Source organism: Fusobacterium perfoetens ATCC 29250, from assembly GCF_000622245.1.
Classification (GTDB): Bacteria; Fusobacteriota; Fusobacteriia; order Fusobacteriales; family Fusobacteriaceae; genus Fusobacterium_B; species Fusobacterium_B perfoetens.
In genome coordinates this window covers 61,747-87,839 of record NZ_JHXW01000011.1, presented here as the reverse complement: position 1 = coordinate 87,839, position 26,093 = coordinate 61,747, and the positions used below count along the sequence as shown (strand labels likewise).

Genomic DNA, 26,093 nt, shown 5'->3' with positions numbered 1-26,093 from the left:
TACTCACCCGTCCGCCACCTTACTATCACCGAAGTGAATTCAAGTAGACTTGCATGTGTTAAGCATTCTGTCAGCGTTCATCCTGAGCCAGGATCAAACTCTTCATTAAAACTTTATATTTATTGACTAGGTCAATTATCAACACTTACCGTTATTAAACACCAAAATATGGTTGTTTGCTTGTCATATATCTCTATTCTGTTGTTAATGTCCTTAGTTCCGTATCTCACGGACAAGATTAATTATACCTTAGAAATTAAAATATGTCAACATATTTTTTTATTATTTTTATATATTTAAAGTTTTTCTTTATTTTCAATATTTTTTATATGATTTTTATTTTCATTTCTTAGTATCAATTTTAAATAAATTTTTCTACTTGAATTTTTAGTAGTTATAAAAATCTTTATAATACAAGATATCTAAAATATTCTAATTAATTTAATTTTATATAATTAAAGATTAATATTTATTTTAAAACTTTTTCACACTTAAAAACTTAATTTTTCATTAAGAATTTAAAAAGATTATCATAATTTAATTTTTTTATTTAACTTTTTAGAGGTTTTTAGTAGTTCTATTGAAGTTGGGGTATAAATTTAGAGGATATTTTATTTTGACAACGATAATTTTTCTCTCAAATAGCAGTGATTAAATATTAAGAGTTTTTAAGTAGGAATAAGATAACTATTAGATTATTTAGAACTTTTTAATTTAATTAACATTTTATTTTTTACTAACTTTTTAGAGCTTTTTAGTAGTTCTATTGAAGTTAGGATATAAATTTAGAGGATATTTTATTTTGATAACAATAATTTTTCTTTCAAATAACAGTGATTAAATATTAAGAGTTTTTAAGTAGGAATAGGATAACTATTAGATTATTTAGAACTTTTTAATTTAATCAATATTTTTTTTTACTAACTTTTTAAAATTTTCTAGTAATTCTATTAAAGTTGGGGATATAAATTTAGAGGATACTTTATTTTAAAGTAATAATTTTTCTCTCGAATAGTAATGATTAGATATTAAGAAGTTTTTTAGAGAGAATAGAATTGTTATTAGACTATTTAGATTATTTTAATTTTACTAATATTTTAGTTTTTCATTAACTTTTTAGAGTATTTTAGTAATTCTATTGAAGTTGTGGAGTATAAATTTAGAGGGTATTTTATTTTGAAATAATGACTTTTCTCTCTTGAATAGTGTTGATTAGATATTAAGGGTTTTTAAAAAGTAATAGGATAGTTGTTATATCTTTTAGATTAATTTAATGGGTATTGATAAGCAACTTAATTTTTAGATTAAATTAAAAGTGATGAATAGATTTATAAATAATTTTATTTTCTATTCATCACTTCTTTATATTTTAATCTATACAGTAATTAACATATTTTTTGTGGTAAACCAACTTTTCCAAATACAAATTTTTCTGATAGATATACTGTTAATCCATTTAAGACAAAAGCTGGTAATATTTCATATAGGTAATTTCCTAGTCCAGATAATTTCCAAAAAATTATTACTAGAACTCCCACTAACATTCCTGTGAAAACACTTTTCCAATTTAATTTTTCACAATATAAAGTCATTAATATAGCTGGTCCAAAAGCTCCACCAAATCCTCCCCAAGCATATGAAACCATAGATAAGATTTGAGAATTTGTATCCATAGCTATTATTGTAGCTATAACTGAAATAAGTATTATTCCAATTCTACCCGTCCACATAATTTCTTTTTCTGAAGCATCTTTTTTAATATATCTATAAAAATCTTCTGATAATGTAGAAGCTGACACTAAAAGTTGAGAGTCAATAGTAGACATAATAGCTGATAATATAGCTGCTAACATAACCCCTCCTACCCAAGGATTAAATAACATACTAATCATATAAATAAATACCTTTTCTGAATCTCCACCCATCTTTGAAACATCAGCAAATAATCCTATTCCTGTAATTCCAATGGCAACAGCCCCAATTAAAGAAATAATAACCCATAACATAGCTATAATTCTAGCTTTTTTTAATTCATATAGATTTTTTACACTCATAAATCTAACCAAAATATGTGGTTGTCCAAAATATCCCAATCCCCAAGCTAAAGCTGAAATAATACCTAATATTCCAATACGACTTCCATGAAATAAACTTAAAGATATATTTCTAGCCTGTGAAATAGCTTGTATATTTTCTATTCCTCCACCAGCAGTATAAGCTAGAACAGGGACTATTAAAATAGCTAAAAACATTAAAGTTCCTTGGAAAAAGTCTGTCCAACAACAAGCCAAATATCCACCCATAAAAGTATAGAAAACTATAGTTCCAACTCCTATTAATACAGCTAATTTATAATCAATTCCTAATATACTAGAGAATAATTTTCCAGCTGCTACTATTCCAGAAGATGAGTAAATTGTAAAGAAAAATAAAATTACTATAGCTGAGAATATTCTGATAGTACCTGTATCATCTCCTAACTTTTTACTTAAGAAATTAGGTAGTGTCATACTATCTGTTTCTTCTGTTTGAACTCTCAATTTTGGAGCAAGAATTCTCCAGTTTAGATAAGTTCCTAAAGTAAGTCCTATAGCTGTCCATGTTTGACTCATACCTGTCATATACACAGCTCCTGGTAATCCCATCAATAACCAACCACTCATATCACTAGCTTGAGCTGATAGAGCTGTAACCCAAGACCCCATTCCTCTACCACCTAAAACATAGTCTTCAGCTGTTTCAGTTTTTTTATAAAAATAAATTCCTACTGCCATTAAAAATATTAAATAAATCACAAAAGTTATTAAAGTTTCTGTTGTTGCCATATTATCCTCCATATATTTTAAAAATTTTATTTACTCAGGGTATCAATATTTACTATTCCTTTTATTCTCGGGACTTTTAACATCTATCTTTCACCTCTTTTTCTTAAAAAACAAAAAGCCATTTAGAAATACATCTAAATGGCTTTATAATAACGAAATAAACATTTTATTTTCAATAGCCATAGATGCAAACCTCAGCACAATAAGGATTTGCATCTATGATAACTAAATCATTAATGCAAATCCACTCTAGGTACTGTGGGGTTAACATTAGCTATTAAAAATCTTTTCATGTTTATCTCCTTTCTTTTTAATTTTTATGGAAATATTATATCAGTTTTTTTCTAAAAGTCAAGAAATTATTATATAAACAAATGATTTTTTTAATATTATTTTATTAAATATATTTTTATAATAAATTTTTTATTATAACATATAATAATTTTTATACCTAAAAGGAATATTTTTGAGTTTTGTTTTTCTTAATAACCATAAATTTTTATTTTTTTTATTAATTTAATATTTTTATAAAAATTTTCATTTTAACATATAATCAATTTTATACCTAAAAGGAATATTTTTGGGTTTTATTTTTTTCTTTTAAAGAAATCTTTAAAAGATTTTTTATTGGCATCTCTCATTTGTTTTTCTTCTCTTTGTTGATTTCTATAATTTGACCAATTAGGGTCATTTTTCATATTTTTCTTAAGTTGGCTCATATATCTGTATGTAGCCTTAGCTGAATTATATTTGTAAACAATATTATTTTTAGCATCTCTAACAGTATCAACTATTCCTGTAAAAAAGCTTGTAATATTATGTCCTATTAAAGAAAATCTAGTAGCTTTATATATATGTCCACAAGATGGGCATTTAAATTTTGCTGGTTTATTGATTATTCTCATCTTTTTTTTACAGTTTGGACATTTTATTGTAAGTTTTCTCATTATGTATTTCTCCCCTTTATTACTATTCATCAAAATTTAGAACTATTGTTTTTCTATTTGTTTTTAATTTCCTATATTTTACTCCTGACATATCAAGCATTTTTTTTGAAGCTATATCTGTAGGAGTACCACTATATTTTTCTGATAAAAATACTATCTCTTTTATACCACTTTGAATTATGGCTTTGGCACACTCATTACATGGGAAAAGAGCTACATATAAAGTACAACCTTTTAAATTTTTTGTACTGTTAAGTATGGCGTTTAATTCAGCATGACAAACATAAGGATATTTTGTTTCTAAAAAATCCCCCTCTCTATCCCAAGGAAGTTCATCATCATCACAACCTAAAGGAAGTCCATTGTATCCTACACCAACTATTTTTTTATCCTCAGTAACAATACAAGCTCCTACTTGAGTTCCTGGGTCTTTACTTCTTTTTCCTGAAAGTAGAGCAACTCCCATGAAATATTCATCCCAACTTATATAATCTTCTCTTTTCAAAGTCTACCTCCAATAATAACTTGAAATTTGTTCTCTTTAAGATTATCATACATTATTTTTTTGATTTTTCAAGTTTTTTTTAGATTTTTTTATTTTTCTATTGACAAATATCTTTTTTTATTATATCATAGCTCAAACAAAAAAATAATCCATCAAGAGAAACTGAGGGACTGGCCCTATGATGTTTCAGCAACCTACTATTTTGGTGTGGTGCTAATTCCAGATAGATGGCGATGACCAATAAACAATCGCAATATCCTCTAAGTTATCTTGATGTAGATAATTTAGAGTTTTTTTTTACAATTTTATTTTACACAATCAAAGAAAAGAGGGATGTTAAATGATTTATATTAAGAATGCTAACAAAATATATCCTAATGGTCTTCATGCTGTAAAAAATGTCAATTTACATATTAGTAAAGGAGATATTTTTGGAATAATTGGACTTAGTGGAGCTGGAAAATCTTCTCTTATTAGGCTTTTAAATAGACTTGAAGAGCCTACTAGTGGAGAGATAATAATAGATGGGGTGAATATAGTTTCCCTTGGAAAACAAGAGTTACTTGAAAAAAGAAAGAAAATCGGAATGATATTCCAACACTTCAACCTTTTATCTTCAAGAACAGTGGGAGAAAATATAGCCTTTGCTCTTGAAATAGCTAATTGGAATAAAAAAGATATAGATAAAAGAGTAGATGAACTTTTAGAGCTTGTAGAACTTTCTGAAAAGAAAAATTCTTATCCTAGTCAATTAAGTGGAGGACAAAAACAAAGGGTAGCCATAGCTAGAGCCTTGGCTAATAACCCTGAAATATTACTTTCAGATGAGGCTACTTCAGCCTTAGACCCTAAAACTACAAAATCTATTCTTGAACTTATAAAAAATATACAAAAGAAACTTGGACTTACTGTAGTTATGATAACTCACCAAATGGAAGTTATTAGAGATATTTGTAACAAAGTAGCTGTAATGGCCAATGGAGAAATAGTAGAAACAGGTGGAGTTCACCATATTTTCTCAGCTCCTCAAGCTGAAATAACAAAAGAACTTATATCTAATCTTCCAAATGATAACCAAACTACTGTTGAATTGGTTAAGAGAGAAGGAAAAAGTATTATTAAACTTAAATTCCTTGGTTCTATAGCTGAAGAACCTATACTTTCAAAAGCTATTAAGAAATTTGATATAGATTTTAGTATAATTGGAGGTTCTATTGAAAATCTTTCTACTATGCAAGTAGGACACTTATTTATAGAACTTTCTGGACATTTAGATGAACAAAAAGATGCTATAAACTGGTTCAAAGAAGAGGGAGTTTTTGTGGAGGTGATATACGATGGTATTTAATATGATTCTTACTTCAACTTTAGAGACTTTATACATGGTATTCTTCTCAACTATATTTTCTATGTTAATAGGATTTCCAATTGGTATTCTTCTAGTGGTAACTAGACCAGGAAATATATTAGAAAAACCAACTTTAAATAAATTTTTAGAAGTATGTATCAATACTTTAAGGTCTTTTCCTTTTATTATTCTTATGATTTGTGTATTTCCACTTTCAAGAATAATAGTTGGTACAACTATAGGTGTAACAGCTGCTATAGTACCTCTTTCAATATCAGCAGCTCCTTTTGTAGCTAGAATGGTTGAGGGAGCTTTAAGTGAAATTGACAAGGGACTTATTGAGGCAAGTTCTAGTATGGGAGCAAGTAACTTCACTATAATATTTAAGGTTATGATTCCTGAAACTTTACCTCATCTTATTCATGGTCTTACTGTTACTGTTATAAGTCTTATTGGATATTCAGCTATGGCTGGTACAATAGGGGCTGGTGGACTTGGAGATTTGGCTATAAGATTTGGATACCAAAGATTTAAAACTGACATTATGATTTACTCTGTAATAGTAATTATAATTTTAGTTCAACTTATTCAATCTTTTGGAAACTATCTAGTATATAGAATTAAAAAAAATAGATAATATTTAATTATATAAAAATTTTAAGGAGATGATGTTTATGAAAAAAAACTTTAGACTACTTGCTTTAACTGGATTACTTTCATTAGCTCTTGGAGCTACTTCTTTTGGGGCTACTTTAAAAGTAGGAGCAACTCCTGTACCTCATGCTGAAATATTAGAAGTTGTTAAACCTGAACTAGCAAAAGAGGGAATTGAACTTAAAATAGTAGAGTTTACTGACTATGTAACTCCTAACCTAGCTTTAAGTGATGGGGAGTTAGACGCTAACTTCTTCCAACATTATCCTTATTTAGAAAAATTTGCTGAAGAAAGAAAATTAGACTTAGCTAATGCTGGAAATGTCCATGTAGAACCATTAGGGCTATTCTCTAAAAAATACTCTTCACTTGATGATATTAAAAAAGGGGCAACTGTGGCTATACCTAATGACCCATCTAATGGAGGAAGAGCTTTAATACTTCTTCACAACAATGGAATTATAACTTTAAAAGACCCTACAAATCTTTATTCAACAGAGTTTGATATAGCTAAAAATCCTAAAAAATTAAAATTTAAACCTTTAGAGGCTGCTCAATTACCTCGTGTTTTAACTGATATAGATTTCGCTGTAATAAACGGAAACTTTGCTATGGAAGGTGGATTAAATCCTACTAAAGACGCTTTGGTAATAGAAGGTAAAGAATCTCCATATGCTAATATTATAGCTGTAAGAACAAAAGATTTAAATAAAGCTGAAATAAAATCTCTTGTAAAAGCTTTACAATCAGAAAAAGTAGCTGACTTTATTGAAGAAAATTATAATGGTTCAGTTGTTAAAGCTTTCTAATCATTTAATATATATTTTTTAATATTTAAAAAAGGACCCCTAAAGGTCCTTTTTATTTTTCTAAAGCAATTTTTAAAAATTCTTTACACACATTTGATAGATATTTATTTTTTTTAGTAACAAAATATATAGGTCTTGTTGATAATTCTGAATCTAATTTGTAATAAACTAAATTTTCACTTCTCTGTTCATTAATTATTAATAAATCTCTTATAAAAATAACAGCACTTTCATTAAATAAAGCTATATGATAGCCTGTCATCATTTGGTCAATTTTATAAATAGATTTAGGAATAAACCCAGCTTTTTTACAAAGAGTTAAACCTCTATTATATAAATCATGTTCTTTTTTCATAGTTATAAAAGGTAAATCTTTAAATTCTTTTAAAGAAACCTCTTTTACATTTAAGTCTAAATGTTTCTTTGCTCTTACATCTTCTGATGTTAATTTATAATCTTTTAATTTATTATTAATTTCCCATTTAGCTGGAACAGCCAATAATATATGTTCATTCTTATAAAAATATGTTACTATTTTTTCATCATCTTGAGAAATAGCTGCTTCTAATATTAAATCTATTGAATTATTTTCCAACTCCTCTTTCAACTCTTTAATATTTCCCTCAATAACCTCTATATTAACTTTTGGATATTTTTCTTTAAATTTTTCAATAATTTTTGGTAAAATAAAAGCACAGAAAAATGATGAAGCTCCTATCACTATATTTCCAGAATCTAATTTCCCTAAATCTTCAAAATATTTCTCCATATTATTTTCTATTTCTAAAATATTCTCAACACATTTTATATAATATTCTCCCTCTTTTGTAACAGTTAAGGGAATTGTTTCCCTATCAAATAGTTGATAACCTATTTTTTTCTCTACCTTTTTTACTATGGCACTCAAAGCTGGTTGAGAGATATATAATTTTTTGGCTGCTTTAGAAAAACTTCTCTCTTTATAGATAGTGTATATATATTGTCTTTCATTTATCATAAAAGTTTCTCCTTTGATTTTCTTTAAATTATAACACAAGAGAAATATATAAAATAATTCAATTAAGATATCCATAATATAAAAATCTTATATGTTTTATAATAGTTATAATAAAAATCTTATAACTTATAGTATTTTTTATATAACATTTGAAAAAAAGAATAGAATAGTATATTATAGTATTAGAAATAATATAATGGCAAAATTCTTTTTACAAAAGTAATTGAACCATTTATAATACCCTTTTTAATGAAAGTAGTGCGATAAAAATCGTACTATTTTCTATTTTCTCCATATTATTTTTTTAATTTTAAGATTTATTTGAAAATAATTACTAAGTAGTATATTATATATTGTAAATTAAAGAGTTAATAAAATACTCTTTTATAATAATTAATTTTTTTCCATAAGAGGAGGAATAAATGTTTGAACAATTTTTTACTAATGTTGATGTAGGAACTTTTCTATTTCTAGGAGTAGCTTGTTTTATAGCTGCCTTTATTGACGCTATAGCTGGTGGAGGAGGATTAATAACAGTTCCAGCTTACTTGGCTTCTGGATTACCAGCTCATATTGCTTTAGGAACTAATAAAGTTTCTTCTAGTATAGGAACTGTGGCTAGTAGTCTTAAGTTTGCTACTTCTGGTAAAGTTAATAAGGAAATGGTTAAAAGAATGATTCCTTTTTCTTTTATTGGAGCTCTTATGGGAGTTAGAACTGTTGTTTTAATAGATTCTAAATATTTATATCCAATAGCTATTGTTTTACTATTATTAGTTCTTGTATATACTCTTATTAATAAAAAAATGGGAGAAAAAAATAATTTTACAGGTCTTAATAAAACTAATATTCGTCAAGGAAAAATAATGGCTTTTGTAATGGGATTCTATGATGGATTTTTTGGACCAGGTACAGGTTCATTTATAATTTTTGCACTAATAAAAATCTTTAAATTAGATTTTACTAATGCTAGTGGAAATGCTAAAATTTTAAATTTAACAAGTAATTTAGCTAGTATGCTTTTATTTATTTATTTAGGAAAAGTAAATTTCTTTTACTCAATACCAATAGGAATAATTATGGTATTTGGAGCTACATTAGGAGCTAAGATGGCTGTTAGTAAAGGGACTTCTTTTATTAAACCAATATTTTTAGTTGTAACTACTATTGTTTTAGTAAAAATGATATTAGAATCTATATTTGGTATAGATGTGGTAGGATTTTTAAAAGAATTAATTTTAAGTGTATTATAGAAAGATTATAAAAAGACTGTTACAAAAATTTTGTTATAAAAATAAAATTTTCATAATTGAAAAATATTTTTTATTAACAACTTTATAAATGTAACAGTCCTTTTATTTAATTATTATTTTCAATTTTACTAATATCTAGTCCTACACTTTTAGCTACTTTTTTAAAGTCATCTAATAAAGGAGCTATAACTATCATTTCTATATTTTTTGTTGGATGGGTAAATTTTAGACTATATGAATGTAACATCTGTCTATCTGCTCCATCATTTCCACTACCATAAGTACTATCTCCCATTATAGGGTGGTTTAAATACTTCATATGAACTCTTATTTGATGAGTTCTTCCTGTTTCTATTCTAACTTTTACCAAAGAATGATTTTTACTTTCATCTAAAACTTCATAATTAGAAATAGCTATCTTTCCATTTTCCTCTACCACAGACATTTTTTTTCTATCTCTTGGGTCTCTACCAATAAGAGTTTCAATTCTTCCACTTTTTTCTTTAAAAATCCCTTTAGCTATACAAACATAAGTTTTTTCTAAAGTTTTTTCTTTAAACATCTCTGATAATTTTCCATGAGCTTCATCATTTTTAGCTACAACAATGATTCCGCTTGTATCTTTATCTAATCTATGAACTATCCCAGGTCTTATAACACCATTTATAGTTGATAAATCTTTTATATGATATAAAAGAGCATTTACCAAAGTTCCTGTATAATTTCCATGGGCTGGGTGGACTACCATATTTGGAGTTTTATTGATTACTACGATATCATCATCTTGATAAATTATATTTAATGGAATATCTTCTGGAATTAAATCTAAAACTTCATCTTCTGGAATATTTACAATTATAGTTTCTGTTCCCTTTAATTTGTTTCCACTTTTAGTAATTTTTTTTCCCTGAATTTCTACAAGTCCATTATCTATTATTTTTTGAATATATGTTCTAGTGGCATCTTCTATTAATTCATTTAAAAACTTATCTATTCTTTTTCCTTTATCATTTTCATTAGCTTCTATTGTTAGAGTTTCTTTTATTTCCATTCTCCACTCCTATTTTTAGTTTATATACTTTCATTATATCATCTTTTACTAATTACTACAAAACTAAAACAAATATTTATGAATAAAAAAAAACTCTCTTTTCAGAGAGTTGGTTGCTATAAAATGGCTGGGATGGCTGGATTCGAACCAACGCATAACGGAGTCAAAGTCCGTTGCCTTACCGCTTGGCGACATCCCAACAACATAGATGATTTTACCATAGGTTTTTATATTTGTCAAATATTTTTTTATTTTTTTAAATTTTCTATTGAAAATAAAGAATTTTCTTAATTTTTTTTATAAAATCTCTTTACTTTTTTTTAAATTTTTGATATACTTTCTCTAAATTAAAAACATTTGTCTTTAAAATACGGAAATTTGAGAGGTGAAAAATGAAAATTGCTTTACTTGGTTTTGGAACTGTTGGTAGTGGTGTTTATGAAATTTTACAAAAGGATAACTTTAAATATGATATTACTGTTGAGAAAATCCTTATAAAAGCCAACAGACAAATAACCTCTCCTATAATGACAAGAGAATTTTATAATATCTTAACAGATTCAAGTATAGATACTATTGTGGAAGTTATGGGGGGAATAAATCCTGCTTTTGAATATATAGAAGCAGCTCTAAAAAGTGGAAAAAATGTAGTTACTTCTAATAAAGCAGTAGTTGCTAAACATCTTAAATATTTTACAGAATTAGCTGAAGATAATAAGGTAAAATTTTTGTATGAAGCCAGTGTAGGTGGTGGAGTTCATTGGATAGAATCAATAAAAAAAGTAAAAGCTATTGATGAGATTTCTTCTATAAGTGGAATTTTTAATGGAACTACTAATTTCATTCTATATAATATGAATAAATTTGGTTATGAATTTGATGAAATATTAAAAAAAGCTCAAGAATTGGGATATGCTGAAAAAGACCCAACTGATGATATTGACGGAATTGATATTTTAAGAAAATTAATTATAAGTTCAAAATTAGCTTTTAATCATATATTTTCTGAAAATGATATACCTGTTTTTGGAATAAGAAATATAAAAAAATCTGATGTAGATTATTTCAATTCTATTGGATTGACTGTAAAACTTATTGCAAAAACTGTATCTAAAGATGATAAAATTGTTCCTGTTATTGAGCCTGTTTTATTTGATTCTTCTGCTCTTGAGGGAAATATTCCTGAAAACTTTAACATAGGAACAATCGTTGGAGAATCAGTAGGAGAATTAAAATTCTATGGACAGGGAGCTGGAAAACTTCCTACAGGAAATGCAGTAGTACAAGATTTAATAAATATTATCAATAAAAATAAAGACCCTATGAAATATATTAAAAAAGATTATGTTATTGATTATTCTTTAATTTGCAATAAATATTATTTAAGAATTGATGAAAAATATCGTAATGAAGAATTAAATGAAATAATTGATAAAAAAATAGGAAATAATATTTATATTACAAAAGAGATTCCTGTTAATACAATAAATAATTTATTGAAAAAATATAATATGCAAAATGCTTTTTTTGCAAGATTTAATTAGAAAAATGAAATAAAATTTGAGGTGAATTTATATGATAAAAGTAGCTAAATTTGGTGGTTCTTCAGTAGCTGATAGTAATCAGTTTAAAAAGATAAAAAACATTATTTCAAGTGATGAAAAAAGGCATATAGTTGTAGTATCTGCTGGTGGTAAAAGATTTAAAGATGACAATAAAATTACAGATTTATTATATCTTTGTCACGCTCATATAAAATATAAAGTAAATTATGATTGGATAATGGCAACTATTGAAAGTAGATATAGAGAGATAAAAAATAGTTTAAATTTATCTATTGATTTAGATAAAGAATTTGATGAAATAAAAAAACTAATGAAATCTAATATTCCAGAAGATTTTTTAGTAAGTAGAGGGGAATATCTGACAGCTAAACTTATGGCTGATTACTTGGGATATTCTTTTATTGATGCCAAAGATATTATTCACTTTCAATATGATGGAAAAGTAAATATGAAAAAAACTAAGGAGGCTATTATCACAGCTATTGACAAATGTCCTAAAGCTGTTATCCCTGGTTTTTATGGTTCTCTACCTAATGGAGATATAAAATTATTTTCAAGGGGTGGTTCTGATATTACTGGTTCTATTGTGGCTAATTGTGTAGATGCTGAACTTTATGAAAACTGGACTGATGTATCAGGTATTCTTATGGCTGACCCTAATATTATTAAAAATCCAAAACAAATTGAAATATTAACTTATAACGAATTAAGAGAATTATCATATATGGGAGCTGATGTGTTACATACTGATGCTGTTTATCCTGTAAAAATTGCCAATATTCCAATAAATATAAGAAATACAAATTGTCCAGAAAACAATGGAACTCTTATTGTAAATGAGGGAAGTGAATTATTGGAAGAAAATAAGAAAAATATCATTACAGGGATTGCTGGTAGAAAAGATTTCACTTCAATATCTTTTTACAAAGATGGAATATCTAATGAAATTGGTGCAATAAAAAGAGTTTTAGAAATTTTTGAAAAATATGGTTTAAATGTTGAGCAAGTTCCTACAGGAGTAGATACTTTTTCTGTAGTAGTATCTACTAAATCTCTGAATGGAAAAGCTTTTGAGTTATTAACAGATATTAAAAATTATTGTAATATTGAAAATATCAAGTTTAATGATGGTATAAGTTTTATATCTATTGTAGGTAGAAATATGGCAAAAACTCCTGGAATATCTGGAAAAATCTTTGGAGCTGTAGGAGATATGGGAATAAATATTAAAACTATTTCTCAAAGTCCAGATGAAATAAATATTATTATTGGTGTTGATAACAACAACTTTAAAAAGACTATTGAAACTATTTACAATAAATTTATTGCTTAATAATCTCTGTTAAAATAAATACGCAAAGGAAAAAGTTACTATAATATTTGTAGTAACTTTTTTCTTATAAAAAAAGAAGTTATTGTAAATCTTACAACAACTTCTTTACTTTTTATTTATAAAATATTTTATTCTTCTATAGGAGCTGCTTCTACCTCTTTTTCTCCCTCAGCTTTTAAAACTTCATTATATTTAGCTATAACTGTTTCAGTTATTGCTTTTCTTAGTTCTAATGTAATTGGGTGAGCTATGTCTTTATATTCTCCATCTGGCATTTTTCTTGAAGGCATGGCTACAAACATTCCCTTTTGTCCATCAATAATTTTTAGCCCATGAACAACAAAACATCCCTCAAATGTTACATCAGCATAAGCTTTTAATTTTGCTTCATCTTCCCCTTTAACTGTTCTTAGTCTCACATCTGTAATTTTCATTTTAGCACCGTCCTTATTATGTATTATATAACTTATAAAAAATTGCATTTTATTATATAGCAATCATTAAAAGTCTTCAGTAGCATATCAATACATTTAGAGGTTACTTCTTTTTCACAAAGGATATAATAACAACTTCCACTCCCTGACATAAAAAGATTTACTTCCCCCATTTTGTAACTCTTTTCTCTGAAATTTTGAATATTTTTGTTGCTTATTAAAAGTCCTTGTTCTAGCATATTTTCATTGTAAGTTATGACTTCTTTTAAATTATTTTCCTTTAAAGCTTCTACAATCTTATCTATATTGGCAAATTTTTTATTATTTAATTTACCATACATTTCATAGGCTTCCTTTGTAGAAACTCCAAATTTTGGTTTTATAAGTATAACATCACAATCTAAATTATTTTCTATCTCAATAAGTTTTTCCCCTATTCCTTGCACTCTACAAGGCTTATTTTTGATAAAAAACGGTATATCAGCTCCCACTTTTTTTCCAATATCCATAAGTTCTTCATCTGTAAAAGGTAGATTATGAAATTTATTTAGTTCACGAAGAAAGAAACCTCCATTTGAACTTCCTCCACCAAGTCCAGCTTCATGAGGAATATGCTTCTCTAAATAGATTGACACTTCCTCTGGTTCAACTTGTAATCTCTCATAAAATCTTTTATAGACTTTATAAAGGATATTAGATTCATCAGTAGGAATGCTTTCAATATTAGATGTGATTTTTAACTTTCCTTTTTTATTTTTAAAATCTATAGTAAGTTTATCTGCAAGAGATATAGGAACCATTGTCATATCTAAATTATGATAACCATTTGGCAATCTCTCTATGATATTAAGTCCTATATTTATCTTTGCATTACTTTCTATTATCATTATTCTAGTATCTCCTCTTCACTACTTAAATCTATTTTTAAACCTGAACTTTCTAAAACACTGACTAAATCGTTACTTTTATCTTTTGAAACATTTCCTGTAGGAACTTCTAATATTTCAAATTTAAAATATTTGTCATAATATTCTATCTCTAAAATATCTCCTACTTTTACTTCTGTACTAGGTTTTGCAACTTTTCCATTGATTTTAGCTTTTCCTCCATCAACAACTACCTTTGCAATAGGTCTTCTTTTTATTATTCTACTAACTTTTAAAAACTTATCTAATCTCATTACATACACTCCTATATTTTAGTTATACCTTATTTTTTACATATGTCAAGTCTTTTTATAATTTTTTATCTTTTTTCGCTTCATTCCATAATTTATCCATCTCTTCAAGAGTTGAATTTTCTATATCACAGTTTTCTTCTATATATCTAAATCTCTTTTCAAATTTCTCATTTGTCTTTCTAAGAGCTTCAGAAGAATCTACCCCTAAATGTCTAGCATAATTTGTAATAGCAAAAAGTAAATCTCCTATTTCCTCTTCAATATGCTCATGATTATTTTCTTTTACTGCTTCCTCTACCTCTTTTATCTCCTCTTGAACTTTGGCATATACATCTTCTATATTATCCCAATCAAAACCATATTTTTTAACTTTCTTTTGAATTTTTTGAGCTTTTAAAAGAGCTGGTAACCCTTTTGGAATTCCATCTAATACAGATTTTCTATTTTGATGTTCTTTCTCTGTTTTCTTTATCTCTTCCCAATTTTTTTCTACATCAGATACACTACCAACCTCAACACTTCCAAAAATATGAGGATGTCTTCTAATTAATTTTTCATTTATTTTTTGGCAAATATCCTCAATAGTAAACTCTCCCTTTTCTTCTGCTATTTTACCTTGAAAAATAATATGTAGAAGTACATCTCCTAATTCTCCACATAACTCTTCTCCACCTTTATCCATAACATCTAATGCTTCGTAAACTTCTTCTAAAAATGGAGCTTTTAAACTTTCTCTTGTTTGCTCTCTATCCCAAGGGCAACCATTGTCACCTCTTAAAATATTTAAAGTTTCCACCAATTTATAAAACTCTTTCAATTTTACACCTCTTTTATTTTAATAAGTTCTTTTATACCTCTATTTCTTGGTATTCATTAAAAAATTCATCTATATTTTTCTCATAAAGAATAGAATTTTTTGTTTTTAATTTACATTTTCCCGTAGTAATCATTGTAAGGATTCTATCAAAATCAACTCTTTCAGGAGTAAAAGTCATTGTATATTTATTTTTTTCTATTTCACTAATAGATTTTATACCAATATCAAAAGCTTTTATTTTTATCTTTAGATTTTCAAAAAGTGTGGCAACCTCTTTTGGAGCTTTTCCAAATCTATCTTCTATCTCTCTAAATAGCTCCTCTATCTCTGGAACTGTTTTTAAATCCATAGCCCTTTTATAAATATTGATTTTTTCAAATTCCTCTATATAAGTAGCTGGGATATATCCATTTTCTAAGAAGTCTATTGTAATATCTCCTTTATCTTTGTATTCTCCCCTTTGTCTTTCCATTTCCTCTTGTAAAAGTTTTAAATAAAGGTTATATCCAAAAGTTTCTAAAGCTCCATGTTGTTTTTCTCCTAAAATCTCTCCAGCTCCACGAATATTCATATCCTCTAAAGATAGATTAAATCCTCCACCTAAACCTTTTAAATTCTCTATACTTTCTTTTCTAAGTTTAGTTTTCTTATTATATTTTCTATCTATATCATTTACTATATAACAATAAGCTTTTCTCTTTCCTCTTCCTACTCTACCTCTAAGTTGATAAATTTGAGAAAGTCCTAACTTTTCAATACCCTCTATAATAATAGTATTGGCATTTTCTATATCAATTCCATTTTCTACTATTGTAGTAGTTAGTAATACATTTACATCACCATTTTCAAATTCATGTAATACCTCTTTTATACTTTGAGGAGACATTCTACCATGAATATATTTTATTTTTATATATGGAGGAAGTAACTCTTTCAATTTTTTCTCTTTGTATTCCATTGAATAAACAGAGTTATAAATATAAAATACTTGCCCCTCTCTTCCAATTTCTTTCATTATAGCTTCTTTTATACTCTTGTCATCACTATCTATAATAATATTTTCTATTGGAAGTCTATTTGTAGGAGGTGTCTTTATAATAGATATATCTCTAATTCCTAAAAGAGCTAAATTTAAAGTTCTTGGAATTGGTGTAGCTGTAAGAGTTAATAAATCTACATTTTCTTTCATAGTCTTTAATTTTTCTTTAGCTTTTACACCAAATTTTTGTTCCTCGTCAACTATTACTAAACCTAAATCATTAAATTTTACATCATCTGATAAAAGTCTGTGAGTACCTATTACAATATCCACTCCACCTGTATAGATTTTCTTTAAAATCTCCTCTTGCTCTTTAGGTGTTTTTATTCTACTTAAAAGAGCTATATTTATTGGATAGTTTTGGAATCTTTCTTTAAATCTTTCATAGTGTTGGTCAGCTAAAACTGTGGTTGGTGTTAATATCAATACTTGTTTGTCATCAGCCACAGCCTTAAAAGTAGCTCTCATAGCTACCTCTGTCTTACCATATCCCACATCACCACAGATAATTCTATCCATAACTCTAGGGGACTCCATATCCTCTTTTACCATTTTAATAGCTTCTAATTGGTCTTTAGTTTCTGTATATGGGAATCCCTCTTCAAATTCCTCTTGCCATACTGTATCTTTAGAAAAGGCATATCCATAATTTCCCTGTCTACGAGCTTGTATTTTTATAAGCTCTTCAGCAAATTTTTTCATTTCCTCTTCTAATTTTTCTCTTTTTCTTTTGAATCCTCTTCTACCTAAATTATAAATTTCTGGAGTATTTCCCATATCATAGATATACTTCTCTATTCTATTTAGGTTTTCAGTAGGGACATAAAGTTTGTCCTCTCCAGCATATTGAATTTTTAAATAATCTTTTCCATCAATGGTTTCTATTCCTAAATATATTCCTACCCCAAAAGTTTCATGAATAATATAGTCATTTACTCTAATTTGATTAATATCACTATATCTTACACCTCTTTTGTTAGCTGTTTCTTTCTTGACTTTTATGCCTTTTATTTCTCTATCTGTAAGAACTAATATATCATTATATTTAAACCCCTCATAATGAGGATACTTTTCTATTTCTATATTTTTACAACCTTGGAAAATCTCATCATATCTTTTTTTCTCTTCTGAAAGAATTAAGATTTTTTGTTTTTTGCTCTCTTTTTTTATAACTTCTAAATCTTCATACTTTTTAATTTTGTCAAAATCAAATCTCTTTGTTTCAATAGGTTTAAATTCTTCTAAGGCTATATTAAAAAGTTCTCTATACTTTTCTTCTTTATCTCTGTCTTTTAAAATATATTCTTCTAGTTTGTATTTAAGAATCTCTGTATTTTCTATAAATCTAAAATTAAAAGTAGTAGAAAATTTATCTACTAATTGAAAAAAAGAAAAATTCTTGTTTTTATTTTTGTTTATATACAATAATATTTTATCTTTTTCTCCAATACTTCTTTGAGTATAAGAATCAAATTCTGTTATTCTATCTATTTCATCTCCAAACAATTCAATTCTTATGGGATTTTCCATATTTAATGGATATATATCTAAAATATCTCCTCTTATAGAATATTCCATCTTGTTTTCTATAATATAATTTTTTGTATATCCACTCTCGATTAATTTACTTTCTATATCTTTTAAACTTAATGTATCTCCACAAGAAAAAGATAGAGCTTCCCCTCTATCTGTATATTCTCCCAATATTCCTTGTAAAGATATTAGAATTATATAATTTTTTTCATTTTTTAATATTTCTAAAAGATTATAGTTTTTGTTGTAAATATCAAAATCATCATAAAAATCATCTATTGTAAGAATAGGATAATTATATATATCTTTTAAAGTATAGTAATAATCTTCTATATTTTTATTTGATGAGGCTAAAAATATTATTCCCCCTTTTTTTTCACTTAGGAAAAAAGGAAGTGAGCCTCTATATATATCATCTATTTGTAAATTTTCAAATTTCACTTTAGCCTCTCCTTATTGTTTATTTTAATATATTATACCATATTCTTTAATATAAAAAAGAGTTGTATATAACAACTCTTAATTATTTTTTAACTATTGTATTCTTCATAAGCTTTATTTATCTCTATTCTATTTTTATCATTGGGAATTTGAGCTATTAATTCTTCAAAAGTTACCCACTTTAAAATTAATTTATCTAAGTTTTTCTCTATAATATCTTTACATTTCTTTTCATCAGTAAAAGGAATTTTATTTAAACTTTCAATTAAATTTAATTCTTCTATAAATGTTTTTCTTATATTTTTTCTATACTCATCATATTTATAAGCATAAAGTCTTGTATTAATTCCAGCAAAATAATTATTTCTATATAATTCAGGAGTTATTAATACAACATATATATTTCCTTTAAATTCTTTTTTAGGAAATATTAAGGCAGTTTCTATAACTCTTTGAAGTTGATTTCTAATAGTACATTTACTTACTCCATATGATATATCACTTTTCCATTTAGCTTCACAAAATACAAAATCTTCTTTCTTATTTATTCCTAGTTCTATTCCAGATTCTGTATTTGTTCTTTGCCTTATATTTCCAAGAGCTAAATCAAGATATGTATTTCCCTCTTCTTTTCTATTAGTATGAGGTTGAACTTCCATTCCTAATTCAATATTCTCTTCATTTTTTTCTCCTGTAAGTAAAGAATATAATAAATTTCTATTTTCTTCATATTCATTTACTATTTTAAACAATAATAATTGTTCATCTGATTTTTTTATTTCTTTATTTTTTAATTCTTGAAAAAGTTTTTTAGGTCCTATCATATTTTCCCTCTTTAATATACTATTTTTCTAATTTATCCAATATTTCTTTTTGGTATTCTCTTGAGATTCTCATCATATTTTCTAATAAGTCTACATAATATTTTTCTAATTTTTTTTCTGTTAATAGTTTACAATTTTTTTCTATTACTTCTTTTTCTCTACCAGAGTCTAATATTTGCATATTATTTTCTATTTTATAAGCTATTACATCTTCTACTTGTTTCATTCTCTCTTGAAATAATCTAGCTATTTCTCCGTCAATTCTATTTATTTCTTTTCTTGCAATTTCTAATTTATTCATATTTTCTCCTTTTCTACATTAAAGCTGCTGCTATTGGATAACCTATTATTACTGATGTGGCTATTGAAATAACCATAAATAAAAGTCCATATTTTAATACTGTACCTGTATCTACCCAACCAGAACCAATAGCCATAGCTATATGAGGCATAGCTGGTGGAGTGGCGAAAGCATAGGCTGACATCATTCCTATTATAGATACCACAGCTGGACAAGAAACTGTACCATTAGTAGCTTGAATAAGAGGAATAGCCACAGTAGTAACCACAGTTACAGTTACCATATTTGATGATAAATTTGTTTGAATACAAGCCCAAGTTATTAAGAATAATATTAATAACATTGGAGATATTCCTTGTAATATTGGATTTAACTCACTGATTAAATATTTTGTTAAACCTATTTTTGAGTTTGTCATAGCAACTCCAATTCCTAAAGTACCAGCACACATTACAAGGCTAGACCATTGTACACCTTTTCTCATTCCCTCTGGGAAATTTAAAAGAGGTTTTTCGTCAAAAGTGATTATAGAATACAATACAACTCCTAAGATTGGAGGCATAGCTGTTCCCATTTTACCAATTTTTGAAATAACAGGGATAAAATTTTTTAAGATACTTGGGAATACCCATAAACAAACTATTAAAATAAATATTCCTATTACAGTTTTTTCTCTTTTATCCATTGGCTTTAATTCATCTTTCATAAAAGATACATCTAGATTTTTTATTTTAGACATATCAGGATTCATCACAAATCTAAAAACTAAAACCAATAATGTCATACAAATAATTCCCACAGGTATTGCAAAAGCCATATAATCAGCGTAACTTATAACATTTCCTGTGGCTGTTGTATAAAATCCCATTGCCATTATACTAAATACATGAGCTATTGGAGTCATTCCAGAGGATACAGACACAGCAAAAGCAAGTCCTATCATCAAAAGTTGTCCTATTTTATCCCCTTTTTTTAGTCCCAATAATTCGTTTATTTTTTCAAGAATTGGTAAAAACAAAACAAATAGAACTGTAGGAGATACAAAAGAACCTATACATATTATAGCAGATAAGAAAGATATAATAAATGCCCAAGGTCCTTTTTTTGCCACAGAGCTAGTTATAAAATATAAGGCACATCTTTTTAAAAATGGAGTTTCAGCCAATACATGAGTACATAAAAATGTAGTCATCAAGAAAATAAAAGTTTCATTTCCATAAGATGAAGCATATATACTTTTAAAACCAATTTCAGGAATTAAACCTATTGAAAATATACAAAGAATACTTGGCCAATCTATTGCCACAGTAAGCCACAAAAGTAAACTTCCTAAAAATATTCCTATTACTGCCATTCCTGATTGATTCATTCCTGTAGGTGCTGGAATATATCTAACAAATATAATTAGTAGTAAAGCTATTGCTATGTAGATATTTCTTTTCATTATTTTACTCATTTTTCTCTCCCCTCTACTTTAAGTATTTATCCTTTAATTTTTTTATTTCCCCTTGATTATCCAAATCTTTTAAAAAATTATTTACAAAAATAAGAAAATTCTTTTGTCCCTTTGGTAACATATATGCTTTTTCACATTTTGTAAATGGTGTATCTGTCTGACTTCCCTCTAATTTTGGATTGTGATTTCTATAATAATTTACTTCACTACTATCTGTTATCATCACATCTACATCTTTATTGGCTACAGCCTTTGGAACTTCTAAATTATCAAAATATTTTATTATTTTAGCACGATTGAAATTTTTGTCCACAAATTCCTCATTAGTTCCACCTATATTTACACCTATTATTGTATTTGGATTATTTACATCAGCTATAGATTTATATTTATTTTCTTCTCCTTTTCTCACTAGATAACATTTTCCAGAAGTGATATAGGAATCTGTCATTTCAAATTTATTTTCTCTTTCAAGATTTTTAGAAATTCCACCTACTGCAATATCATATTTTTGATTTTCTAAATCTTTTGAAATATCTTTCCAAGTAGTAGTTATAAATTCTATATCTACATTTAGAGCTTTGGCTAATAATCTTGAAATTTCTATATCATATCCAATATATTTTTGGTTTTCTATATATGTAAAAGGTTTGTAATCTCCTGTTGTTCCTACTCTCAGTATACCTCTTTTTTGTATTTCTTCTATTAAATCTTTTTGTAAATAATCTTTTTCCATCAGTATCACCCCTTAGATTATCTTTTATTCTGATTGATTATACCAAGAAATATAAAGGATTAATAGATAACAATTATTTTTATTTTTTGTTCGATTGTTAAAGATAAATCATTGAATTTATTAAGGTTTAAGAGGGCAATAAGGAAAATTTTTGAGGGGAAGAGGGAAAAAGACTTGATAATTTTTATTAAAAATTTAAAAGAAATAAAAAAATAAGGGTAGTTTCCCACCCTTATTTTATCATTTCTAATAACTTCTTTACATCAACTATTAGTTTATATGCGTCATACATTATTTGAAATGATAAAAGAATCGTTATAATATTCATTATATGCCTCCTTGTTTTAAATTTTAAAACTAAAAATCTAAACTTTGGATTAAATGAAATTATAACTACATCAGTATATCATACATTTATTATTTTTGCAAATTTAAAGGGTTATTTTTAAGTTAAAGCAATAATGATTTGTTAAATCAAGAATTCCTAACTTTGAAATTTCCTCAGGAGTTTTTGCTTTTTTCTTATCTTTATTTTTTATAATTCTAGGTTCTGATACCAACTCACTATTATTTTGTATCTTAACTACCACTTTCTTTTTCTCTTTTGTTTCTATTATTTTTTCATAACCTAATTTTTCTTTTTTCTCATCTATAAGAAATTGGAATTTATTAATGTCCCTCTCTCTTCTAATTTCTAATAAGAAATCTTCATATTTCTTATTAGTTTTATCGTAAATAATTATTGATAAAACTTTTTCTTCATCATAGATAAGTTTACTAACAATACTTCTTTTTATTGCCATAATCACTTCTTTTTTATAAATTCCTATTAGTTCAGAACTGTGTTTTTGTAAAGCTTGCTTTATATTAGCTACCTCTTTTACATCATTCTTTAATTCAAAAAATGATTTATTTTTTATTTTTACATCAGTAAAATCTATATCTTTTAAAAGTTTTTTATCTAATAAAAACAATTCTGATTTTGTTAATTCATTTAATTTTTTACTTAATTCATAGATTAGATTTATATTTTCTTTTTTTACTCTGTACATTTTTAATAATTCTTCTGCTTTATTTCTTTTATTAGCTTTTTTTCCTGAATCTATAATTGTTTTTGCTTGTTTTCTTTGTCCAAAGATAAATTTTTCTTTTTTCATATAATAATCATTTATATAATTATAATCTATGGAGATATTCATTTTTTGATTATTTTCTCTTATAAATTTAATTAATTTTCTTATTCTATCATTTATTAAAAGTTTTCCTTCTGAATCAGTAGTAGATTTATTAGTATCTATAGTTAATAAATCATCTATAAATTTTGAATAGTTTAAATGACAAATTTTATTTCTAAGATATGCTAAATTTGTAAAAGTTTTTGCTACTTCTTTTACCTCTTCAGAAGCTAAAAAGTCTTTTTTCCCTAAATTTATTATTCGATTAAAACAATCTAATAAAACACTAAATTTATATTTTTTTTCATAATCAATTTTTTTAGGACTAACTTTTTCTTTTAAAGTTACTAATTCTTTTATTTTATTTATATCTTTTTCATCTGATTCACTTAAAGTTAAAAGCATAGCTAGTTCAACATCATTATACAATTTTAAAACTATTTGATAATACTTAAAAATAGGTATTATAATATTTTTATTAAAAATTCCTCTATTTTCTTCTCCACCATATTCAAAATATTTTGCTCCTGTATTTAATAAACTAAAATATTTTCCTATTCTTTCAGAAGTTAAAATAGATTCTTTTAGAATATCATACTTCTTACTATTTTTTTCAAAAAGTCTTATTTTATTAAAGAAACTATCATTTTTCATTTTCTCTAATTGTTCAGGTGTTAACCTGTCATTATTTTCATCTAAAAACTCAACATTTTTTATATCATAATAATGTTTCTTTACAAAACCTAAAAAATCTCCTCTAAATTCAAAAGGTAAAAGAATATATGTTAAAACATAAAACTTAAAAAGATTATTTTCTTCTTGATTTTTAAGCCAAGTTATATTATGTATATCTTCTATTGAATTTAATATTTTAGTTATATATTTTTTCTCACTCTTAACCTCTAAATATTTTTCTCCCTTTGATTTATAACTCTTTATTTTTTCTTTAGAAATATCAAATTCATCTTTGAATTTTTTTATATTTCCTTTATATTCTTCCATCAAAAATCCATAAGCTACTTGTAATTTATATTTTAATCTAAGAATGGAATTTCTCTTTGTTATTTTATCCATTTTTATTTTTAATTCTACTAATTTTTTATTTATTTTATCTAAAGCATTTTTATCTCTATTTCCATTCATAATATCATTTTGCAATTTTACATTCTTATTTCTTTCATTGTGCGAAATTTTATAATCATTAAGACTATGAATATCTAGTACATAAGCTGTTCCTAACTCTTTTTGTTCTTTCATTAATTGGAGTTCGTTTTTATTAATTTCTTTTATCTTTTCATTGGTTTCTTTTTCCATTATTTCTATTTCTTTTTCTAATGATAAATTTATTTTTTCTTTAAAACTCTTATTTTCTTCTCCATCATTTGAAAAAAAGCTATTTATAAAATTATTAAACCCATTTTTTTGCTCACATAAAAAATTATAATAGCTATAGTATTTTATAGCAGAATCAGAAACTCCTAATACAGTAATTTTATCTTCTTTCTCTAAATAATTCGTTTTATTTTCTAATTTCAACTGTCTTACTAAAGGTAAATATCTAAATAAATTCAAGTCTAACAATTCAGTTAAATTTACATCTTCATTTTTTTCTTTAGAAATTTTTTTATTCTCAAAAAGATTTTCAAAATATTGATAATTATAGTGCATTAATTTATGTCTTAAGTCAGAATAAATTTTTAATATTTTTTCAATATCTTCTCTTATTTCTTCATCAGATAATTCAATTTTATCCTTTTCTAATAAATCATTTTCTCTATTTAATTCAATTAATTGTTTTTTTAACCTGTTTATTTCTTTTTTATATTTTTCTTTTTTTAATTTTTGCTCAATCTCTTTTATTTTATTTGTATTTTTTTCTATTTTATTTTCTATACTTTGCTTATAATTTATAAACTCTTGACTCATTCTTTTTTTAAAGTTTTCAACAAGTAAATCATAAGTTTTCTTTTCATCTATTTCTTTAGAGTCAATTATTCTCCAAATTTCTCCTACTTCTTCTCCATTATCTTTTACTACTCCTTTAACAAATATATCATTTATCAAAGAAAAAAATAAAAGCATATTTGAACGATAAGCCAAATATCTTTTTATTTTATAAATCTTTACAGAATCTATATCTTCTGGAGAACAACAAGCTATTTTAGAGTATGTTTTTTGTGTTTCTTCACTCAATAACTTTCTTTCTGTTTCAGAGATTAATCTTCTTGTATTTTCTCTTTCAAATTTTTCTTTCTTTTGAGTTTCTAAACAATCTTTTATTTTGGTTACTATTGTTCTATCATTTTTTTCAGATACTTCAAAAGAAAGAATATATTTTCTTATAACTTTATCTTCTTTATTAGAATATATATCTTTTTTTATAATTAGTATTTCATTTTTATTAATATTAGTTTTATCTATTTCAAAACTATATCTATATTTTTCTCTTGCTTTATCTACTATTGAATATAAAATAAACTTTCCATCTTTCAATTCACTTTTAATTAAAAAAGTATCTAATTGAGCTTGTTTATTGTATCTTACTTTTACTTCTTTTATTCCTTTGTTATCATAATTAGAAATTATAATTTTTATTATTGAACTTCTATTTGGTTTTCCCATTTTATCACCTCTATATTATTCTAGCTTATTTTTATAACATAAACAAGAAAAAAACTAGTTATTTAGATAACTAGTTTTTAATAAATATTAATTTACTTGGTTTTAGTCCAATAAATACAGATAATATTGATATAAAAATCATAAGTTTAAATACCAATTTACTTGGTTTTAGTCATGTAAATGATTTAAAAGTAGGGGATAAATTAAGATTGTTTAAATACCAATTTACTTGGTTTTAGTCGAGAGAA

The 26,093-nt window shown here is 25.7% G+C and carries 21 protein-coding genes, 1 tRNA gene, 1 rRNA gene, 1 CRISPR repeat array and 1 riboswitch (1 of these 25 running past the window's edge); of the genes, 6 read left to right on the top strand and 17 right to left on the bottom strand.

Going from position 1 to position 26,093, the window contains the following annotated elements:
- The 4 genes from T364_RS0105225 to T364_RS0105210 form a co-directional block, all read right to left on the bottom strand.
- Positions 1 to 109: ribosomal RNA gene (locus T364_RS0105225) — 16S ribosomal RNA — on the bottom strand; the annotation flags it as partial.
- 1,276 nt (positions 110 to 1,385) lie between these two features.
- Complete coding sequence (gene putP, locus T364_RS0105220) at positions 1,386 to 2,825, bottom strand: sodium/proline symporter PutP (RefSeq protein ID WP_027128636.1); 1,440 nt, start codon at positions 2,823 to 2,825, stop codon at positions 1,386 to 1,388.
- Positions 2,826 to 3,412: 587 nt separating this feature from the next.
- Positions 3,413 to 3,772: a hypothetical protein gene (locus T364_RS0105215; RefSeq protein WP_027128635.1), complete on the bottom strand. Its 360-nt coding sequence runs from the start codon at positions 3,770 to 3,772 to the stop codon at positions 3,413 to 3,415.
- Positions 3,773 to 3,794: 22 nt separating this feature from the next.
- On the bottom strand, positions 3,795 to 4,238 hold the full coding sequence (locus tag T364_RS0105210; RefSeq protein WP_245596621.1) for a deoxycytidylate deaminase: 444 nt from the start codon (positions 4,236 to 4,238) through the stop codon (positions 3,795 to 3,797).
- A 185-nt stretch (positions 4,239 to 4,423) separates the two neighbouring features.
- Positions 4,424 to 4,511: riboswitch (SAM riboswitch) on the top strand.
- A 106-nt stretch (positions 4,512 to 4,617) separates the two neighbouring features.
- Between T364_RS0105210 and T364_RS0105205 the strand changes: the two genes are divergently transcribed.
- The 3 genes from T364_RS0105205 to T364_RS0105195 are packed head-to-tail and all read left to right on the top strand — an operon-like array spanning position 4,618 to position 7,088.
- Positions 4,618 to 5,625, top strand: a complete 1,008-nt coding sequence (locus T364_RS0105205; protein WP_027128633.1) for a methionine ABC transporter ATP-binding protein — start codon at positions 4,618 to 4,620, stop codon at positions 5,623 to 5,625.
- On the top strand, positions 5,615 to 6,262 hold the full coding sequence (locus T364_RS0105200) for a methionine ABC transporter permease (RefSeq protein ID WP_027128632.1): 648 nt from the start codon (positions 5,615 to 5,617) through the stop codon (positions 6,260 to 6,262). The genes T364_RS0105205 and T364_RS0105200 overlap by 11 nt, the downstream gene beginning before the upstream one ends.
- A gap of 37 nt (positions 6,263 to 6,299) precedes the next feature.
- Positions 6,300 to 7,088, top strand: a complete 789-nt coding sequence (locus tag T364_RS0105195) for a MetQ/NlpA family ABC transporter substrate-binding protein (RefSeq protein ID WP_027128631.1) — start codon at positions 6,300 to 6,302, stop codon at positions 7,086 to 7,088.
- A 52-nt stretch (positions 7,089 to 7,140) separates the two neighbouring features.
- Here T364_RS0105195 and T364_RS0105190 read toward each other — a convergent pair whose 3' ends face one another.
- Complete coding sequence (locus T364_RS0105190; RefSeq protein ID WP_027128630.1) at positions 7,141 to 8,085, bottom strand: LysR family transcriptional regulator; 945 nt, start codon at positions 8,083 to 8,085, stop codon at positions 7,141 to 7,143.
- Between the two features lie 422 nt (positions 8,086 to 8,507).
- Here T364_RS0105190 and T364_RS0105185 point away from each other — a divergent pair, with 422 nt between their 5' ends.
- Positions 8,508 to 9,338 (top strand): sulfite exporter TauE/SafE family protein, encoded by an 831-nt coding sequence (locus T364_RS0105185; protein ID WP_027128629.1) that lies wholly within the window; start codon positions 8,508 to 8,510, stop codon positions 9,336 to 9,338.
- Positions 9,339 to 9,444: 106 nt separating this feature from the next.
- Here T364_RS0105185 and T364_RS0105180 read toward each other — a convergent pair whose 3' ends face one another.
- Both T364_RS0105180 and T364_RS0105175 read right to left on the bottom strand, forming a co-directional pair.
- Complete coding sequence (locus T364_RS0105180; protein ID WP_027128628.1) at positions 9,445 to 10,389, bottom strand: RluA family pseudouridine synthase; 945 nt, start codon at positions 10,387 to 10,389, stop codon at positions 9,445 to 9,447.
- Positions 10,390 to 10,513: 124 nt separating this feature from the next.
- Positions 10,514 to 10,588, bottom strand: a tRNA-Gln gene (locus T364_RS0105175).
- A gap of 193 nt (positions 10,589 to 10,781) precedes the next feature.
- Here T364_RS0105175 and T364_RS0105170 point away from each other — a divergent pair.
- Both T364_RS0105170 and T364_RS0105165 read left to right on the top strand, forming a co-directional pair.
- Positions 10,782 to 11,933 carry a homoserine dehydrogenase gene (locus T364_RS0105170; RefSeq protein WP_027128627.1) on the top strand — a complete coding sequence of 384 codons (1,152 nt, stop codon included), beginning with the start codon at positions 10,782 to 10,784 and terminating at the stop codon, positions 11,931 to 11,933.
- Positions 11,934 to 11,964: 31 nt separating this feature from the next.
- Positions 11,965 to 13,287 (top strand): aspartate kinase, encoded by a 1,323-nt coding sequence (locus T364_RS0105165; protein WP_027128626.1) that lies wholly within the window; start codon positions 11,965 to 11,967, stop codon positions 13,285 to 13,287.
- A gap of 128 nt (positions 13,288 to 13,415) precedes the next feature.
- Here the strand turns inward: T364_RS0105165 and spoVG are convergent, their stop codons facing one another.
- The 10 genes from spoVG to cas13c form a co-directional block, all read right to left on the bottom strand.
- Positions 13,416 to 13,721 (bottom strand): septation regulator SpoVG, encoded by a 306-nt coding sequence (gene spoVG, locus T364_RS0105160; RefSeq protein ID WP_027128625.1) that lies wholly within the window; start codon positions 13,719 to 13,721, stop codon positions 13,416 to 13,418.
- Positions 13,722 to 13,753: 32 nt separating this feature from the next.
- The gene (gene ispE, locus T364_RS0105155; protein ID WP_035945397.1) at positions 13,754 to 14,608 is read right to left on the bottom strand and encodes a 4-(cytidine 5'-diphospho)-2-C-methyl-D-erythritol kinase; all 855 of its coding nucleotides are present in this window, start codon (positions 14,606 to 14,608) and stop codon (positions 13,754 to 13,756) included.
- Entirely contained in the window at positions 14,608 to 14,901 is a 294-nt protein-coding gene (locus T364_RS0105150) for an RNA-binding S4 domain-containing protein (RefSeq protein WP_027128623.1), read from the bottom strand. The genes ispE and T364_RS0105150 overlap by 1 nt, the downstream gene beginning before the upstream one ends.
- Before the next feature lie 55 nt (positions 14,902 to 14,956).
- Complete coding sequence (mazG, locus tag T364_RS0105145) at positions 14,957 to 15,718, bottom strand: nucleoside triphosphate pyrophosphohydrolase (RefSeq protein ID WP_027128622.1); 762 nt, start codon at positions 15,716 to 15,718, stop codon at positions 14,957 to 14,959.
- A gap of 31 nt (positions 15,719 to 15,749) precedes the next feature.
- Positions 15,750 to 18,710, bottom strand: coding sequence for a transcription-repair coupling factor (gene mfd / locus T364_RS0105140; protein WP_027128621.1), 2,961 nt, complete (start codon positions 18,708 to 18,710; stop codon positions 15,750 to 15,752).
- A gap of 110 nt (positions 18,711 to 18,820) precedes the next feature.
- Positions 18,821 to 19,555 (bottom strand): hypothetical protein, encoded by a 735-nt coding sequence (locus T364_RS0105135; RefSeq protein ID WP_027128620.1) that lies wholly within the window; start codon positions 19,553 to 19,555, stop codon positions 18,821 to 18,823.
- Between the two features lie 19 nt (positions 19,556 to 19,574).
- On the bottom strand, positions 19,575 to 19,856 hold the full coding sequence (locus tag T364_RS0105130; RefSeq protein WP_027128619.1) for a chorismate mutase: 282 nt from the start codon (positions 19,854 to 19,856) through the stop codon (positions 19,575 to 19,577).
- A 13-nt stretch (positions 19,857 to 19,869) separates the two neighbouring features.
- On the bottom strand, positions 19,870 to 21,312 hold the full coding sequence (locus T364_RS0105125; protein WP_051532660.1) for an SLC13 family permease: 1,443 nt from the start codon (positions 21,310 to 21,312) through the stop codon (positions 19,870 to 19,872).
- 13 nt (positions 21,313 to 21,325) lie between these two features.
- Positions 21,326 to 22,048: a transporter substrate-binding domain-containing protein gene (locus tag T364_RS0105120; protein ID WP_051532659.1), complete on the bottom strand. Its 723-nt coding sequence runs from the start codon at positions 22,046 to 22,048 to the stop codon at positions 21,326 to 21,328.
- Between the two features lie 431 nt (positions 22,049 to 22,479).
- Entirely contained in the window at positions 22,480 to 25,845 is a 3,366-nt protein-coding gene (cas13c, locus tag T364_RS0105110; RefSeq protein ID WP_027128616.1) for a type VI-C CRISPR-associated RNA-guided ribonuclease Cas13c, read from the bottom strand.
- A gap of 78 nt (positions 25,846 to 25,923) precedes the next feature.
- Positions 25,924 to 26,093: direct repeats of the CRISPR family, unit length 30 nt; unit sequence GTTTAAATACCAATTTACTTGGTTTTAGTC (it continues 322 nt past the right edge of the window).

Bases quoted from the DNA above. Each gene is read 5' to 3' on its own strand.
- T364_RS0105180 (WP_027128628.1), bottom strand. From the start codon at position 10,389: ATGGAAATAAAAGAAACTCTAACAATAGAAGCTAATGAAAATGATAAA.
- spoVG (WP_027128625.1), bottom strand. From the start codon at position 13,721: ATGAAAATTACAGATGTGAGACTAAGAACAGTTAAAGGGGAAGATGAA.
- T364_RS0105135 (WP_027128620.1), bottom strand. From the start codon at position 19,555: ATGATAGGACCTAAAAAACTTTTTCAAGAATTAAAAAATAAAGAAATA.
- cas13c (WP_027128616.1), bottom strand. From the start codon at position 25,845: ATGGGAAAACCAAATAGAAGTTCAATAATAAAAATTATAATTTCTAAT.
- T364_RS0105195 (WP_027128631.1), top strand. From the start codon at position 6,300: ATGAAAAAAAACTTTAGACTACTTGCTTTAACTGGATTACTTTCATTA.
- T364_RS0105200 (WP_027128632.1), top strand. From the start codon at position 5,615: ATGGTATTTAATATGATTCTTACTTCAACTTTAGAGACTTTATACATG.
- T364_RS0105210 (WP_245596621.1), bottom strand. From the start codon at position 4,238: ATGGGAGTTGCTCTACTTTCAGGAAAAAGAAGTAAAGACCCAGGAACT.
- T364_RS0105185 (WP_027128629.1), top strand. From the start codon at position 8,508: ATGTTTGAACAATTTTTTACTAATGTTGATGTAGGAACTTTTCTATTT.
- T364_RS0105170 (WP_027128627.1), top strand. From the start codon at position 10,782: ATGAAAATTGCTTTACTTGGTTTTGGAACTGTTGGTAGTGGTGTTTAT.
- T364_RS0105150 (WP_027128623.1), bottom strand. From the start codon at position 14,901: ATGAGATTAGATAAGTTTTTAAAAGTTAGTAGAATAATAAAAAGAAGA.
- T364_RS0105120 (WP_051532659.1), bottom strand. From the start codon at position 22,048: ATGGAAAAAGATTATTTACAAAAAGATTTAATAGAAGAAATACAAAAA.
- T364_RS0105165 (WP_027128626.1), top strand. From the start codon at position 11,965: ATGATAAAAGTAGCTAAATTTGGTGGTTCTTCAGTAGCTGATAGTAAT.
- putP (WP_027128636.1), bottom strand. From the start codon at position 2,825: ATGGCAACAACAGAAACTTTAATAACTTTTGTGATTTATTTAATATTT.
- T364_RS0105215 (WP_027128635.1), bottom strand. From the start codon at position 3,772: ATGAGAAAACTTACAATAAAATGTCCAAACTGTAAAAAAAAGATGAGA.
- T364_RS0105130 (WP_027128619.1), bottom strand. From the start codon at position 19,856: ATGAATAAATTAGAAATTGCAAGAAAAGAAATAAATAGAATTGACGGA.
- T364_RS0105125 (WP_051532660.1), bottom strand. From the start codon at position 21,312: ATGAGTAAAATAATGAAAAGAAATATCTACATAGCAATAGCTTTACTA.
- ispE (WP_035945397.1), bottom strand. From the start codon at position 14,608: ATGATAATAGAAAGTAATGCAAAGATAAATATAGGACTTAATATCATA.
- T364_RS0105205 (WP_027128633.1), top strand. From the start codon at position 4,618: ATGATTTATATTAAGAATGCTAACAAAATATATCCTAATGGTCTTCAT.
- T364_RS0105190 (WP_027128630.1), bottom strand. From the start codon at position 8,085: ATGATAAATGAAAGACAATATATATACACTATCTATAAAGAGAGAAGT.